Annotated in this window: 13 protein-coding genes; 4 read left to right on the top strand and 9 right to left on the bottom strand. The window is 60.0% G+C overall.

The window, feature by feature from the left end:
* Nucleotides 1-1,025 (bottom strand): threonine ammonia-lyase, biosynthetic (gene ilvA / locus BMY73_RS27210; protein WP_092410994.1); only part of this gene is annotated, 1,025 nt, incomplete at its 3' end.
* A 252-nt stretch (nt 1,026-1,277) separates the two neighbouring features.
* On the opposite strand from ilvA, the gene rpiA reads away from it, so the two are divergent.
* Nucleotides 1,278-1,949, top strand: a complete 672-nt coding sequence (gene rpiA, locus BMY73_RS27205) for a ribose-5-phosphate isomerase RpiA (RefSeq protein ID WP_062379349.1) — start codon at nt 1,278-1,280, stop codon at nt 1,947-1,949.
* A 155-nt stretch (nt 1,950-2,104) separates the two neighbouring features.
* Here rpiA and BMY73_RS27200 read toward each other — a convergent pair whose 3' ends face one another.
* The 4 genes from BMY73_RS27200 to BMY73_RS27185 all read right to left on the bottom strand — a co-directional run bounded on the left by BMY73_RS27200 (nt 2,105) and on the right by BMY73_RS27185 (nt 6,357).
* Nucleotides 2,105-3,016: an SdiA-regulated domain-containing protein gene (locus BMY73_RS27200; protein ID WP_092410992.1), complete on the bottom strand. Its 912-nt coding sequence runs from the start codon at nt 3,014-3,016 to the stop codon at nt 2,105-2,107.
* Nucleotides 3,017-3,132: 116 nt separating this feature from the next.
* Nucleotides 3,133-4,053, bottom strand: a complete 921-nt coding sequence (locus BMY73_RS27195; protein ID WP_062379352.1) for an SdiA-regulated domain-containing protein — start codon at nt 4,051-4,053, stop codon at nt 3,133-3,135.
* 176 nt (nt 4,054-4,229) lie between these two features.
* Complete coding sequence (locus BMY73_RS27190; RefSeq protein WP_092410990.1) at nt 4,230-4,895, bottom strand: fumarylacetoacetate hydrolase family protein; 666 nt, start codon at nt 4,893-4,895, stop codon at nt 4,230-4,232.
* A gap of 67 nt (nt 4,896-4,962) precedes the next feature.
* The gene (locus tag BMY73_RS27185) at nt 4,963-6,357 is read right to left on the bottom strand and encodes an FAD-binding oxidoreductase (RefSeq protein WP_062379356.1); all 1,395 of its coding nucleotides are present in this window, start codon (nt 6,355-6,357) and stop codon (nt 4,963-4,965) included.
* Nucleotides 6,358-6,557: 200 nt separating this feature from the next.
* Here BMY73_RS27185 and serA point away from each other — a divergent pair, with 200 nt between their 5' ends.
* Nucleotides 6,558-7,787, top strand: coding sequence for a phosphoglycerate dehydrogenase (gene serA / locus BMY73_RS27180; RefSeq protein WP_092410988.1), 1,230 nt, complete (start codon nt 6,558-6,560; stop codon nt 7,785-7,787).
* Between the two features lie 196 nt (nt 7,788-7,983).
* On the opposite strand, the gene BMY73_RS27175 is transcribed toward serA, so the two are convergent.
* Both BMY73_RS27175 and BMY73_RS27170 read right to left on the bottom strand, forming a co-directional pair.
* Nucleotides 7,984-8,421, bottom strand: a complete 438-nt coding sequence (locus BMY73_RS27175; RefSeq protein ID WP_062379359.1) for a DUF4399 domain-containing protein — start codon at nt 8,419-8,421, stop codon at nt 7,984-7,986.
* A 208-nt stretch (nt 8,422-8,629) separates the two neighbouring features.
* Nucleotides 8,630-9,268 carry a 2OG-Fe(II) oxygenase gene (locus BMY73_RS27170; RefSeq protein WP_062379361.1) on the bottom strand — a complete coding sequence of 213 codons (639 nt, stop codon included), beginning with the start codon at nt 9,266-9,268 and terminating at the stop codon, nt 8,630-8,632.
* Nucleotides 9,269-9,463: 195 nt separating this feature from the next.
* On the opposite strand from BMY73_RS27170, the gene BMY73_RS27165 reads away from it, so the two are divergent.
* Nucleotides 9,464-10,204, top strand: a complete 741-nt coding sequence (locus BMY73_RS27165; RefSeq protein ID WP_092410986.1) for a DUF2059 domain-containing protein — start codon at nt 9,464-9,466, stop codon at nt 10,202-10,204.
* Here BMY73_RS27165 and BMY73_RS27160 read toward each other — a convergent pair whose 3' ends face one another.
* Nucleotides 10,205-11,158, bottom strand: a complete 954-nt coding sequence (locus tag BMY73_RS27160; protein ID WP_092410984.1) for a phospholipase BipL — start codon at nt 11,156-11,158, stop codon at nt 10,205-10,207. It abuts the gene before it with no gap.
* A gap of 105 nt (nt 11,159-11,263) precedes the next feature.
* On the opposite strand from BMY73_RS27160, the gene BMY73_RS27155 reads away from it, so the two are divergent.
* Entirely contained in the window at nt 11,264-11,851 is a 588-nt protein-coding gene (locus BMY73_RS27155; RefSeq protein WP_062379366.1) for a DUF6436 domain-containing protein, read from the top strand.
* Between the two features lie 29 nt (nt 11,852-11,880).
* Here BMY73_RS27155 and BMY73_RS27150 read toward each other — a convergent pair whose 3' ends face one another.
* A complete protein-coding gene (locus BMY73_RS27150) occupies nt 11,881-12,795 on the bottom strand; it encodes a ParB/Srx family N-terminal domain-containing protein (protein WP_062379368.1) in 915 nt (304 codons plus the stop codon).
* Between the last annotated feature and the right edge of the window lie 935 nt (nt 12,796-13,730).

Genomic DNA, 13,730 nt, shown 5'->3' with positions numbered 1-13,730 from the left:
AAACTGCCCGGCTGCTCGGGGATCGTCACGGCAATGATCGCTTCGCGGCCTTCGCCCAGTTCAGCGCGCTCGGCGACGTGGCGCAGGCGGTCGAAGTTGACGTTGGCGCCGGAGTCGATGGCGACGAAGGTCTGGCCGCTGACACCGTACTGCTCGGTGTAGCGCTTGATCCCGGCGACGCCCAGCGCGCCTGCGGGCTCGGTGATCGAGCGGGTGTCGTCGTAGATGTCCTTGATCGCCGCGCAGATTTCGTCGGTGCTGACCGTGATCACCTCATCGACGTAATCCTTGCAGATGTCGAAGGTGTGCTGGCCGATCTGCGCCACGGCCACGCCGTCGGCGAACAGCCCCACTTGTTGCAACACAACGCGCTCGCCATAGGCCATGGCCTGTTGCAGGCAGTTGGAGTCGTCGGGTTCGACGCCGATTACCTTGATCTCCGGGCGCAGGTATTTCACGTACGCCGCAATGCCGGCGATCAGCCCGCCGCCACCCACCGGCACGAAGATCGCGTCCAGCTGGCCCGGGTGCTGACGCAGGATTTCCATGGCTACCGTGCCTTGCCCGGCGATGGTGTCTGGATCGTCGTAAGGGTGGATGTAGACGTAGCCCTTTTCCTCGACCAGCTTCAGGGAATAGGCCAGCGCCTCGGGAAACGAGTCGCCGTGCAGCACGACCTTGCCACCGCGCGAACGCACGCCTTCGACCTTGATCTCCGGGGTGGTCTTGGGCATCACGATGGTCGCTGAAACACCCAGCGTCTTCGCCGCCAGTGCCAGGCCTTGCGCATGATTGCCCGCCGACGCGGTCACCACGCCCCGTGCCCGTTCTTCCGCGCTCAGCTGCGCCAGCTTGTTGTAGGCGCCGCGAATCTTGAAGGAGAACACCGGTTGCAGGTCTTCGCGCTTGAGCAGCACCTGGTTGCCCAGGCGCTCGGACAGCTGACGAGCGCCTTGCAGCGGGGTTTCCACGGCGACGTCGTAGACGCGGGAGGTGAGGATTTTCTTGACGTACTGTTCGAGCATCGGGAAAGCATCACTGGCGAAAGGGGGCAAGGCCGAGAAGTCTACCCCGCGACCCGACGCACGACCACACCAAGAGTCAGGCTTTAACCACGGCATGTCGTTATAATGCGCGCCCTCGGCATATCGCTATCCCCTGCAGGAGCGCTTGCCCGCGATCGCGCAGTGCCAGTCGATACATTGGGCACAGACACAACGCTATCGCGGGCAAGCGCGCTCCTACAGGTGACATCTATCACTGGAGCCAAAACCCGCATGACCCAGGATCAACTCAAACAGGCCGTTGCCCAGGCCGCCGTCGACTTCATCCTTCCGAAACTCGACGACAAAAGCATCGTGGGCATCGGCACCGGCTCCACCGCCAATTGCTTCATCGATGCGCTGGCTCAACACAAAGGCGCGTTCGACGGCGCCGTCGCCAGCTCCGAAGCCACCGCTGCCCGCCTCAAAGGCCACGGCATTCCGGTGTATGAACTCAATACCGTGAGCGACCTTGAGTTCTACGTCGACGGCGCGGACGAAAGCGATGAGCACCTGAACCTGATCAAAGGCGGCGGCGCTGCCCTGACCCGCGAAAAGATCGTCGCCGCTGTGGCCAAGACGTTCATCTGCATCGCGGACGGCAGCAAGCTGGTGCCTGTGCTGGGCGCATTCCCGCTTCCGGTAGAAGTCATCCCGATGGCCCGCAGCCACGTCGCGCGTCAACTGGTGAAACTCGGTGGCGACCCGGTGTACCGGGAAGGCGTACTCACCGACAACGGCAACATCATCCTCGACGTTCACAACATGAACATCACCAACCCGGTAGAGCTCGAAGCCCAAATCAACGCCATTGTCGGCGTGGTCACCAACGGCCTGTTCGCGGCACGTCCGGCTGACCTGTTGCTGCTGGGCACTCAGGAAGGCGTGAAAACCCTGAAGCGCTGATCACTTTTCGATCAACGCAGCGCAATGCTGAACGAACACCTTGTGGGAGCGAATTCATTCGCGATTGGCCAGCGGAGTCCACGGATATCTAACGGCCGGACCATTTTCGCGAATGAATTCGCTCCCGCGGGTACACAGCAGATGTTCAGGCCCAGTCATTTCTTCCTGAACACATAAAACAGGTTCGGCTCGCTCACCACATACAACGTCCCGTCTTCTCCCATCGCGATTCCCTCCGCCTGCGGGACACTTTCGCTCAGCCCCATGCTGCCTTTGCTCAGCGACACATTGCCGACGGGTCGGCCTTGCGTATCCAGCTCCAGTATTTGCCGGGACTCGTCCGACAGCGCCAGCAAGTGCCCGCTGCGCTCATCAAACTGCAGGCTGGAGAGATCCCGCACGAACAATCCGGCATCACGTCGCTTACTGGACGTCACCTCAAGGACGTTGGGCGAGCCTGGGTCGAGATTGGGGAAACCACGCACTTCAATGATCTGTACCGGCTTGCGTTCTTTGGCCACAAACAGGCGCCGGCCCTGATTGTCGTACGCCAGACCCTCGAAACCGCTATTGCCGCCCGCATCGATACCCAGCGTCAGTTGCTCGGCATCTGCTGCATCCAGAAACAGTGTGCTATCGTCGATGTGCACCTTGATCAGTCGCTGGTTGTACTCGTCGCTGATCACATACGTACCAGGGCTGATGTATTCGACAGCCTCGGCGTCACCGAAGCCTGTGAGAGGTATTCGCCGCACGATGCGCCCATCAAGGCTCAGCTCGACCAGCTCCGGATTTTTATTGGTCACCGTGAACAGGGTTTTACGATGCGGATCGTAGCTCAGCGCCGAGACATTGTCGGGCAACCCCTCGATGACACGACCCTCGATCACCACCTCGTAATCATCAAGCCCCAGCGCCTGCGCATCGCTGGCCTGCCAGAACACATGCCAGTTGAACCAGAGACGCTCGACGACCCGGTATTCGCGGGCGACAAGAAACGATGAGGCCAGTAAAAGCAGCACCAGCAACGTGAGCAGGACGATTTTGAAGGGCGACAGACGACGCATGCAGAGGGCTCGGCGACAAATAGGAGGCGCTTTAATATCACCCTAGTCTGAATCCAGCCTTAAAGCGCGCAACTCCCGCCCCGTCTAACAACCCAACCCGATTATCAACGGCTCAATCATTTCCTCTTGAACGAATAAAACAGGTTCGGCTCGCTGACCATATAAAGGTTGCGATTCTCGTCCATGGCAACGCCCTCGGCGCGAGGAATGGTGTGCGCCAGGCCATTCATGCCCGCCACGAGCGTCATGAAGCTGACCTCATTGCCCTTCTCGTCCAGTTCAAGCAGCAGGTGCGATTCAGCCGACAGCACCAACAGGTGCCCGGTTTTCTGATCGGCATACAGCGACGAGAGGTTGCGCATGATCAGGTTGTCGTTCACCAGTTTCTGCTTGTCGCCTTTCAAGACGGCGCTGCCATCGGACTTCCAGCTAAACAGCGCGGGCGGGCGCTCCTCGCCCAGCAGGATCTGCTGATGCCTGGCGTCCCACGTCACGCCTTCGAACGCCTTGTTCTGATCCACTGAAGGGCCCAGGTCGTATTTCGGGAAGTCCTTGATGTCCAGCGTCTTGGTGTCGGGTGTCACCGTGACCATCGTCATCAGGTGCTGACGCTCGTCGACGATGGCAATCAAGCCATTGCCCAACACCGTCACCCCTTCCGGGTTGCTCCAGCCCACCAGCGGGATCTTGCGCAACACATCGCCGGTCAGACTCAGCTCAACCAGAAACGCATTCTTGCCCATGACCGAATACAGGGTTTTGCTGACCGGGTCATAGGACAGATCCGACGCCTCGTCCTTTTCCAGTCCCGCCATCGGTTTGCCGTCGATATCGACTTTGTAATCCGGCAGCCAGACGCTGGCCCCACGCTGTTCGGCGGAGGCACTTTGCTCGCGCAACCACAGCAGGCCGCGGTCGTCCCAATGCCACGCGTACGACAGGCTGACGAGAATCACCACCAGGGCAATCAACAACCAGGACCAATGGAAACGTGTGCGACGTGGGGGCTTGCTCGGTTTTTGTGCATCAACGGCCATCGAAACGATCCTGAAAAATTTCATTGGCACAGCGGCCAGGCGCTGCGGTCGGCGACGGATTATCCAGATCGGTTGTGAAAAAAACGGCAACCTGGCAAACCGGTGTACCCGTGGAACCAAAAAGGCCGCTTGTGAACCCTCACAAGCGGCCTTCAACAGCCGAACCCGTTATGAAATCAGCGAACGTCGCTTTCGAAACGGCTCTGGCCCGGCAGCTCCAGCACGATTTCATCGCCGACCTGGAACGGCCCGACACCCGCGGGTGTACCGGTCATGATCAGATCGCCCGCCTGTAACGAGAAGTGCGAGGCCATGTGCTGAATCATCGGCACGATGGGGTTGAGCATCTGGCTGCTGTTGCCGTCCTGACGCACTTCGCCGTTGACGGTGAGGCGAATGGAGATGTCGGTCAGATCCGGATACGCATCCGCCGAGACGAATGGGGCAATCACCGCCGCGCCGTCGAAGGATTTGGCGATTTCCCAAGGCAGGCCCTTCTCTTTCAATTTGGACTGCACGTCGCGCAGTGTCAGATCAAGACCCGGCGCGAAACCGGAGATCGCATCCAGCACTTCTTCCCGGCTTGGGTTCTTGCTCAGCGGTTTGCCGATCAACACCACGATTTCAGCTTCGTAATGCACCGAACCACGGTCCTGCGGGATGGTGAAACCGCCTTCGATCCCGACCACACAACTGCCGGGTTTGATGAACAGAAGAGGCTCGGTCGGCACCGGGTTATCCAGCTCCTTTGCGTGTTCGGCGTAATTGCGGCCGATGCAGACCACTTTACCCAGCGGGAAGTGGACCTTGGTACCGTCGACATACTTGTGCTGATAACTCATGAGCGCTCCTGAATGCGGGTCGTACTGCGTGTCGTTGTCGTATGAAGGCTGGCGGGAGGTCGAAAGCTTACACCGTGAAGATCTTTCCGGGATTCATGATGCCATTCGGGTCGAACACTGCCTTGACCGCTTTCATGTAGTCGATTTCCACGGGCGAGCGGCTGTATTCAAGGTAGTCGCGCTTGACCAGGCCAACGCCATGTTCGGCCGAGATGGAGCCGTTGTACTTCTCGACAATCTCGAACACCCATTTGTTGACGGTCGCGCACTTGGCAAAGAACTCTTCCTTCGGCAGGTCTTCCGGCTTGAGGATGTTCAAGTGCAGGTTGCCGTCACCGATGTGGCCGTACCAGACGACCTCGAAGTCGGGGTAATGCTCGCTGACGATCGCGTCGATCTCATTGAGGAACGCCGGGACCTTCGACACGGTGACCGAGATGTCGTTCTTGTACGGCGTCCAGTGGGAGATGGTTTCGGAGAGGTACTCGCGCAGCTTCCAGAGGTTCTGCAACTGTTGCTGGCTCTGGCTCATCACGCCGTCGATGACCCAACCTTGTTCTACGCAGTATTCGAACGTTGCCAGTGCCTCGTTGGCAATCTCCTCGTTGCTCGCCTCGAACTCCAGCAAAGCGTAGAACGGCGTCTTGGTCTCGAACGGCTCAGGCACATCGCCCCGCGCCATGATGCGGGCAAGCCCCTTATCGGAAAAGAACTCGAATGCCGTCAGGTCCAGCTTGCCGTGGAAAGCGTGCAGCACGGGCATGATCGCGTCGAAATCCGGCGTGCCCAGGACCATGCAGGTCAGGTTCTTCGGCGCGCGGTCAAGACGCATCGTCGCCTCGACGACAAAGCCCAGCGTGCCTTCAGCTCCGATGAATAACTGACGCAGGTCGTAGCCAGTGGCGTTCTTGATCAGGTCTTTGTTCAACTCAAGAATGTCGCCCTTGCCGGTCACCACCTTCAGGCCCGACACCCAGTTGCGGGTCATGCCATAACGAATGACCTTGATCCCGCCCGCGTTGGTGCCGATGTTGCCGCCGATCTGACTGGAGCCTGACGAGGCGAAATCCACCGGGTAATAAAGGCCGTTTTCTTCGGCGAAGTTCTGCAACTGCTTAGTGACCACACCTGGCTGGCAGCGCACGGTACGATCGGTGACGTTGAGTTCGAGAATCTGGTTCATGTAATCGAACGAAACGACCACTTCTCCGTTCATTGCCACCGCGGCGCCTGAAAGCCCGGTCCGGCCGCCCGAAGGCACCAGCGCGACCCTGTGTTCGTTCGCCCATCGCACGATGGCCTGAACCTGCTCGGTGGTTTTGGGAAAGACGATGGCGCTGGGCGCAGGGGTGTACTGGCGCGTCCAGTCCTTGCCGTACGCTTCAAGGGAAGCAGCGTCGGTGAGGACTTTCCCGGGCTCAACCAGGGTCTTCAGCGCTTCGATTACAGCAACATCGATCATGGGCGAACTCTCGAACTATTCATGGTCATCCTGAGAACGCTTCACGTCGCAGGAGCGGGTATTTAGCGGGGCACATATGCTAGCATACCGCCCCCGCAGAGACGTGCCTGAGGCCGACCTGCGTTGGCGCCGTTGCGCCGTGAGGCCAGCTCGAGCTGTCCATTCCCTGCCATTTTTTTCCGGGACACAGGTTTACGCAGATGAGCAAGACTTCCCTCGACAAGAGCAAGATCAAGTTCCTTCTTCTCGAAGGCGTCCACCAATCCGCAGTCGACGTCCTCAAGGCCGCCGGTTATACCAGCATCGAGTACCACACCAAGTCTCTGCCGGAAGCCGAACTGAAGGAAAAAATTGCTGACGCTCACTTCATCGGTATCCGCTCTCGCACGCAACTGACCGAAGAAATGTTCGACTGCGCCAAGAAACTCGTCGCGGTGGGCTGCTTCTGCATCGGTACCAACCAGGTTGACCTGAACGCCGCGCGCGAGCGTGGTATCGCTGTATTCAACGCGCCGTACTCCAACACCCGTTCGGTGGCGGAACTGGTACTGGCCGAGGCGATTCTGCTGCTGCGCGGCATCCCGGAAAAGAACGCTTCCTGCCACCGTGGCGGCTGGATCAAGAGCGCGGCCAACTCGTTCGAAATCCGTGGCAAGAAACTGGGCATCATCGGCTACGGCTCGATCGGCACTCAGCTGTCGGTTCTGGCTGAAAGCCTGGGCATGCAAGTGTTCTTCTTCGACCCGCTGACCAAGCTGCCGCTGGGCAATGCCACCCAGGTCACCAGCCTGACCGAACTGCTGGGGCTGGCCGATATCATTTCGCTGCACGTGCCTGAACTGCCCTCCACGCAGATGATGATTGGCGAGAAGGAAATCCGCGCCATGAAGAAAGGCGCGATCCTGATCAACGCCGCGCGCGGCACCGTGGTTGATCTCGATGCCCTGGCCAGCGCGATCAAGGACCAGCACCTGATCGGCGCCGCCATCGACGTGTTCCCGGTCGAGCCGCGCTCCAACGACGACGTCTTCGAAAGCCCGCTGCGCGGCCTGGACAATGTGATCCTGACCCCGCACATCGGCGGTTCGACTGCCGAAGCCCAGGCCAACATTGGCCTGGAAGTGGCCGAGAAGCTGGTCAAGTACAGCGACAACGGCACCTCGGTGTCTTCGGTCAACTTCCCTGAAGTGGCCCTGCCGGCTCACCCAGGCAAGCACCGCCTGCTGCACATCCACGAAAACATCCCGGGCGTGCTCAGCGAAATCAACAAAGTGTTCGCGGAAAACGGCATCAACATCTCCGGTCAGTTCCTGCAGACCAACGAGAAAGTCGGCTACGTGGTCATCGACGTCGACGCCGAGTACTCGGACCTGGCGCAAGAGAAGCTGCAGCAGATCAAAGGCACCATCCGCAGCCGCGTACTGTTCTAAGCCGCTTTTTCAGGGCGATGAAAAAAGGAGACCTTCGGGTCTCCTTTTTTGTGCCTGCTTGAGGGCTACACGCAATCCCCTTGCAGCAGCGCGCCGGGGCTGGGCCGTGTCCGGACGAACGCGTTGGGTCTGATCAATTAGCTGACACACCGCAATCGCGGGCAAGCGCGCTCCTACAAAAGAACAGGTGCGCGGGCTACTTCACCGTAATCGTGATCTTCTGCGACTCAACCACCGGCTTCAGCGGCACGTGATTCTTGTCACCTACCAGCAGTTGCAAGGTGTGCTGACCCGGTGTGAGGGTCAGCTCGGTTTCAGTCTGACCTTTGCCGAAGTGACGAATGTTGTCGGTGGTGGGCAGCGGAGCATTCATGTCCGGCTGATCCTTCACGTCGATCAGCAGGTGATGATGGCCAGTGTCGGGAACGTCGACACCCGCGGGCGCAACGCCCATGCCCTTAAGGCCGAATTGAACCTTGAACGTACCGTTGACCGTGGCGCCGTCCTTGGGCGAGATGATGTAGACCTCAGCGCCCGCGGGCGAGGGCGTGCGTGGCACATCGGCGGCCTGGACGAGGAAGGTCGAGCCAAGGAGCAGCCCGGCCAGGGCAGTTCTTGCAAGTAAGGGCTTCATGATCTCTCCGGTTCTTGATTTTATGGACGCTCTGCTTCGGACCGCGACCGCAAAGGGCCGGTTCACGAGCCGCTGATAAACGCTCTGGCATGGCGTTTACCTTAGTCCGGCTTGAGAACGACGTGTGCAGTTGACCGGATTTATGTAGAAGATTTCATGTTTGACAGAGGCCGACGTGGCGCATGCCTTTTGAACTGCGTCGGGACTGTCAGAGCTCAAGCGGCTCATTGCCCCGTCGGCGAAACCAGCCGGTCAGCGACAGGCGCTCGCGGGTAGAAGGCAGAACTTCGTGCGGCATGTCGCCGGAGAGAAACACCACCAGACATCCGCCGGTGGGTTGCACGTCATATTCGACGCCGTCCTTGAGGAACATGCGCAGTTGCCCCCCATGCTCCGGCAACCATGCGTCGTTGAGGTAGATCACCGCCGACACCATGCGCTTGTCGTCATCGCGGAAACGGTCGACGTGCTTGCGATAAAAGGCGCCCGGCGGGTACAGCGCGAAATGGCTCTCGTAATCCTCAAGCCCCAGAAACAAACCACGATTGAGCGCCTGGCGCAAACTGTCCATCAACTCCAGATAACGGTCGCAAGGCTCGGCCTGTCCCGGTTCCAGCCACTGGATATGATCGCCCCGAATCCCCTCGCGAACTTCCTGCGCCGCGCCGCGCCCGACGGCTGCGGGCGAAAGTTCACCCTGCTCTGCCCGCTGGCGACACTCAAGCGCCAGCTCACGGGTGAGGCTGTCCGGCAGGAAAATGTTCTGCTGCGACCAGCCGCGCTCGGCCAGGTCGTCGACGATTCGTAACAGCAGTGGGTGATCAGGGGATATGCGCATGGCGCGCATAGTATCCATACGCCGATCAATCCAACAGAGCCCGAGGTCCGCCAGCCAGGGAATATTTTTTCAGGTTTAGAAAACCTGGGCCGATTTACACACAAACGCGCCGAACGCATCGGTTTTCTTGGGGTCTGGCAACTGTTAACTCGACAAATCCCCGCCGCCCCGCCGAGAATAGCGGCCTGCCGACAGGAGTCTCTAATGCGCCGTCTGTTTTTCCTGATGTTGATGTTCTGCACCATGCCCGCCTGGGCAGACGGCCACGACCAGTTGTACAAGGTCGCCGGCTGGCCAGAACAACGCGCGCATTTCAACGACGCCCTCAAAGCTGCACAACAGCGGTACAAGAACAGCCTGCCGCCCGCCGTATTCGACGCGTTAGTGAACAACAGCAACCAGCGCTTCGCCCCCCAGGCCATGGACCAACGCGCCGAGCAGAAATTGCGTCAGACGCTTCAGGATCCCAACCCTGCCCTGCAGTTCTTCCAGTCACCGCTGGGGTGCAAGATCGTCAACGCCGAACTGACCGCCACGCGCCCCGATCAACTGGCAAAGAACGCACAAGGCCTGCCGAAGATGCAGGCCAGCGACAACCGTCTGCTGCTCATTGGCCATCTGGTCAACGCGCTGCCTGCCAAAGAGGCGGGCGCAGAAGTGAGCCTGGCCATCGCGGGCGTGGCCGCCGACAGCCTGAGTTCGATGATTCCGGGCCTGATGGGCGGAGGAACCACCCAGGCCATGCTCGATGGTCAACGCGAACGTCTGATGAAGCAGATCAGCAACGACATGAGCAACACGCTGCTCTACGTCTACCGCGACTTGTCAGACTCGGAGCTGGACGAGTTCTCGACATTCGCCGAGTCCAGCGAAGGCAAGGCCTATTATCAGGCGGCCCTGGCAGCCATTCGCGCAGGGTTGGCGGTCGGGCAGAACGTGAAGTAGTCAACCGTCTGGGGCGTCCATCCGCTGCGTCAAAAACTCAAAGAACCGCTCGCGTAACTCTGGCACCTCATTGGCCAGGTGATGCCGAGCCTCGTGCAGCATGAAAATCTGCGGGTGGTCGAATTTGTCGTTGAGCACCGCAAGGTTGTGGCGCCAGTCCACGGTCATGTCGGACTCGCCTTGAACGATCAGCGGGCTACGGCGGCTGCGGGGCGCGTTCTCGATGCGCTCGATCCATTTCGCCAGGGCCCCGACCCATTGCGTCGGCAAGCGCCGAGGCTGCAACGGGTCGGCCATCAGAAACGGCAGGAACGCGGGCGCATTGGAATTCTCGCTAAAGCGTCGGTCGATGCCTTTGACGAAATTGCGCAGCAGGTAATAACTGACTTTCGACCAGGCCCAGCCCCTCGGCCTGACCAGCGGCGCGAGCAAGATCGCCTGCCCTTGTGCCGGGCTGTCATCGCCGTGATTGAGCAAATGGTCAATCACGATGGCGCCCCCCGTGCTCTGCCCACACAAGTGCCATGGCTTGGGCAACTGGAGAGTCTCAGCCTCGACGAATAACCGGTCGAGCACCAACTGATATTCGGCAAAGTCAGTAATGCTCGCCCGAGCCCCGCTGGACAATCCGTGCCCAGGCAGATCACAAGACACCACGGCAAAGCCAAGCTCCAGCGCCCATTCGATGACGTGACGATACAACCCCATGTGGTCATAGAAGCCGTGCACCAGCACCAGCGTCGCCACGGGGTTTTCAGGTGTCCAGAGCTGGGTAACGATCTCGTAACCGCCAATCTCGAAGCGCCCGAGACGGCTGCTCACCCGACCGTCGCGCCCCAGCCCGATCAAACTGTAGAAACGTTGGTAAGCCTGTCCTTCATCGGAAATGACCTGCCCGGCGCTCAACGGTTGCAGACCGGCGCGCAGGTGATCGGGGTCGAACGTGTTGGACATCGGTAATCCATCAGCCAGACAAGACATAAAGGGTGACAACTGCCCGTGAGTTTCTTCTGTCCACTCAGACGTGGCAAGCTACGTCACCCCAATCGAAGCCCGCCCATGACCGCCTGCACACGTACTCGACGTCGCACTGCTTTCATTGCGCTGACCACAGCCGTTTGCGCGGCGGCGTTATGGGCGGGCTATGAGTGGTTTGAGGGGCGATACATCCGTGCGTTCAGTGACCAGACGGCGTTGTTTGCCGGCGACGTCCTGAGCCTGCCTTCAGCGCTGGCCGGACCGGGCCGGATCAGGGTCGTGCATTTCTGGGACCCGACCTGCCCCTGCAACGTCGGCAATCAGGAACACCTGAGCCAACTGGTGGAGCAATTCGCGGGCGCCAATGGTGTGGACTTCTATGCGGTCCAGAAGCCGGGCACTCATGGACAACTGCCGTCCACACTGAGCGCAATCAAACCCCTTGGCAGCCTGCCAGGTGCCGAGCAGATCACCGCCAGCCCTGCGGTCGCGATCTGGGACCGTCAGGGCAAACTTGCGTATTTCGGGCCTTACAGCGAAGGACTGGTCTGCAATTCACAGAACAGCTTTATCGAGCCGATTCTTCTTGCCCTCAAGGCTGACAGGCCGGTCAGCGCCACACACACCCTGGCGGTCGGCTGCTATTGCCCTTGGCAGCCCGCTGGCTGACACAGCAAAGTGCCGTCCCGCCGTCGGGATCAATGCGTATTTTTGTAATCGATTACGTATGGCAGCTTCTCGCTCACGGTTTTGGTCAAGACCTTGCGCTTCACCGCCTTGAAACCGCCCAGCTGTCTGGCCGTCATGCCACCGCCCACCGGCTTGCTCGACGGAGGCTCGACCATCAGATCACTCGCTGCCTGCAACGCCTGGTGATACCCGCCGCGCTCGCTGAGGTTGAAGTTCGCGAGCTTCAGCCGGTCACGCAGCCAGTCAGCCCAATAAAACTCCAGAAACTCCGGGGATACATCGCCGGCCTTGGGCTTGTCATAAGCGGCGCCACGGACGAAATAGACGATGCTGCGCAGAATATCGTTCTGCATGGACTTCAAGCCAACCTGCGCGGGCAGTTGATCGGGTGAAAGCGCCTGGCCGTTGCCGTCCTTAAGCCAGACCTTATGCGCCTTTTCCATGCGTTTCCAGAATGTCGCCAGGTCGGCACTGTCGCTGAAATCATCCGTGATGCGCACCTTCATCTTCATCTTCGCCCCGGCGCCGGGCTGCTCCCACAAGGTGGTGAAGGTGTGATGACCGTCCGTGAGATAGAGCTGGCCACCGGGACCGACCACCACGGTTTTCATCTCCTCGGGATGGGCGTTCGGTTCATCCTTGCAGGTAAAACTGTCCGGCTTGAGTGGGTCAGCGCTCTCACTGATGGCTTTCGCCTCATCCTGACCGTTGCTTTCGCAGATCTCATCGAACAGTTTCTGTCGATCCTTGGCGAAACGCCCTAGTTTGTAATAGACCTGATCGAACCCGATCACGGCCTGCGTGGGGTGAACCTGATCAAGGGTGACTTCGACGACATCGCCGGGCTTGGGGCCGGTGAAAGCCAGCGCGGGAGCAGAAAGCAGCGCCAACAAAAGCGTCAGGGCACAAGATTGAATTCGCATGGTTAAAGCCCTTTGGTGGCGTAGGAGGGAGCTTAGCCCATAAGACCTCATACGAATTGCCCACCTGTAAAACCGAGCATGCCCGCAAAGGGAACGCCATGGCCTGTCAGCAAACCCGCGTTATCGTTCATCGCAGGCAAGCGCGCTACGGCCTCCGGCCAGAATCAAAAGCCGGCAGCAAAACCAGCGCATGCGGAGTGTCAGGCGTAACCGGGTCGCCTGATTTTCTGCCGCTGCGCGCCAGATCGTCCGAGTGCGGCCCAGAGCAAGCGCGCTCCTACAGTTTGAGCGTGATTCAGCAGCACGCGGCATGCCGTCAGGTCGCGATCAAGCGTTTATCACAACTCCGCTTCTGCCCGTCGGGCGTAGGAGCGTGGCTTGTCCCGCGATCTGCCGGGAACCGGCAGCAAACCCGGTGCATGCGGAGTGTCAGGTATAACCTGGTCGCCTGATGTTGCTGCCGCTTCGCGCCAGATCGCGGGACAAGCCACGCTCCTACGGGGTGGCGTGCGAAGGATTGATGCACGCATCAAGAAAGCGATGAGCGTTAGCTCCAGCCAGCGTTGCTCTTGTACACGACAGTCCAGACACCGCAAATCGCGACTTGGGTGCAGGCCAAACGCAGGCGGCGCGCAGTGGGTCGAGCGGCATGGATGCCGCGAGAGCGCCGTCAGGGCATGGATGCCCGTTCGGCGCGGGCCCACGGAGCGTCGTCGGAGTGCGGGTACCCGAGGCAGTCGGGCCCAGCCAGGAGCTGGGCACTTTTGGTTACTTTTGGTGCCTTTTCAAAAGTGACCCGCCGGAGGGGCGGAAAGGTGAATCGGTACCACCCGAGAGAATGGATCTGCCCACCCTCCCAATGCCAAACCCCACGAACCCCTTGATCGTTCCCACGCTCCGCGTGGTAAAGCAGCGACTGACGCTCTGCGTCAACG

This window comes from Pseudomonas sp. NFACC02, assembly GCF_900110765.1.
Classification (GTDB): domain Bacteria; phylum Pseudomonadota; class Gammaproteobacteria; order Pseudomonadales; family Pseudomonadaceae; genus Aquipseudomonas.
Note: the sequence above shows the minus strand (reverse complement) of the source record. Positions and strands in the feature narration are given on the sequence as shown.

Bases quoted from the DNA above. Each gene is read 5' to 3' on its own strand.
- BMY73_RS27165 (WP_092410986.1), top strand. From the start codon at position 9,464: ATGCGCCGTCTGTTTTTCCTGATGTTGATGTTCTGCACCATGCCCGCC.
- BMY73_RS27190 (WP_092410990.1), bottom strand. From the start codon at position 4,895: ATGAGTTATCAGCACAAGTATGTCGACGGTACCAAGGTCCACTTCCCG.
- BMY73_RS27185 (WP_062379356.1), bottom strand. From the start codon at position 6,357: ATGATCGATGTTGCTGTAATCGAAGCGCTGAAGACCCTGGTTGAGCCC.
- rpiA (WP_062379349.1), top strand. From the start codon at position 1,278: ATGACCCAGGATCAACTCAAACAGGCCGTTGCCCAGGCCGCCGTCGAC.
- BMY73_RS27160 (WP_092410984.1), bottom strand. From the start codon at position 11,158: ATGTCCAACACGTTCGACCCCGATCACCTGCGCGCCGGTCTGCAACCG.
- BMY73_RS27195 (WP_062379352.1), bottom strand. From the start codon at position 4,053: ATGGCCGTTGATGCACAAAAACCGAGCAAGCCCCCACGTCGCACACGT.
- serA (WP_092410988.1), top strand. From the start codon at position 6,558: ATGAGCAAGACTTCCCTCGACAAGAGCAAGATCAAGTTCCTTCTTCTC.
- BMY73_RS27200 (WP_092410992.1), bottom strand. From the start codon at position 3,016: ATGCGTCGTCTGTCGCCCTTCAAAATCGTCCTGCTCACGTTGCTGGTG.
- BMY73_RS27155 (WP_062379366.1), top strand. From the start codon at position 11,264: ATGACCGCCTGCACACGTACTCGACGTCGCACTGCTTTCATTGCGCTG.
- BMY73_RS27170 (WP_062379361.1), bottom strand. From the start codon at position 9,268: ATGCGCGCCATGCGCATATCCCCTGATCACCCACTGCTGTTACGAATC.
- BMY73_RS27150 (WP_062379368.1), bottom strand. From the start codon at position 12,795: ATGCGAATTCAATCTTGTGCCCTGACGCTTTTGTTGGCGCTGCTTTCT.
- BMY73_RS27175 (WP_062379359.1), bottom strand. From the start codon at position 8,421: ATGAAGCCCTTACTTGCAAGAACTGCCCTGGCCGGGCTGCTCCTTGGC.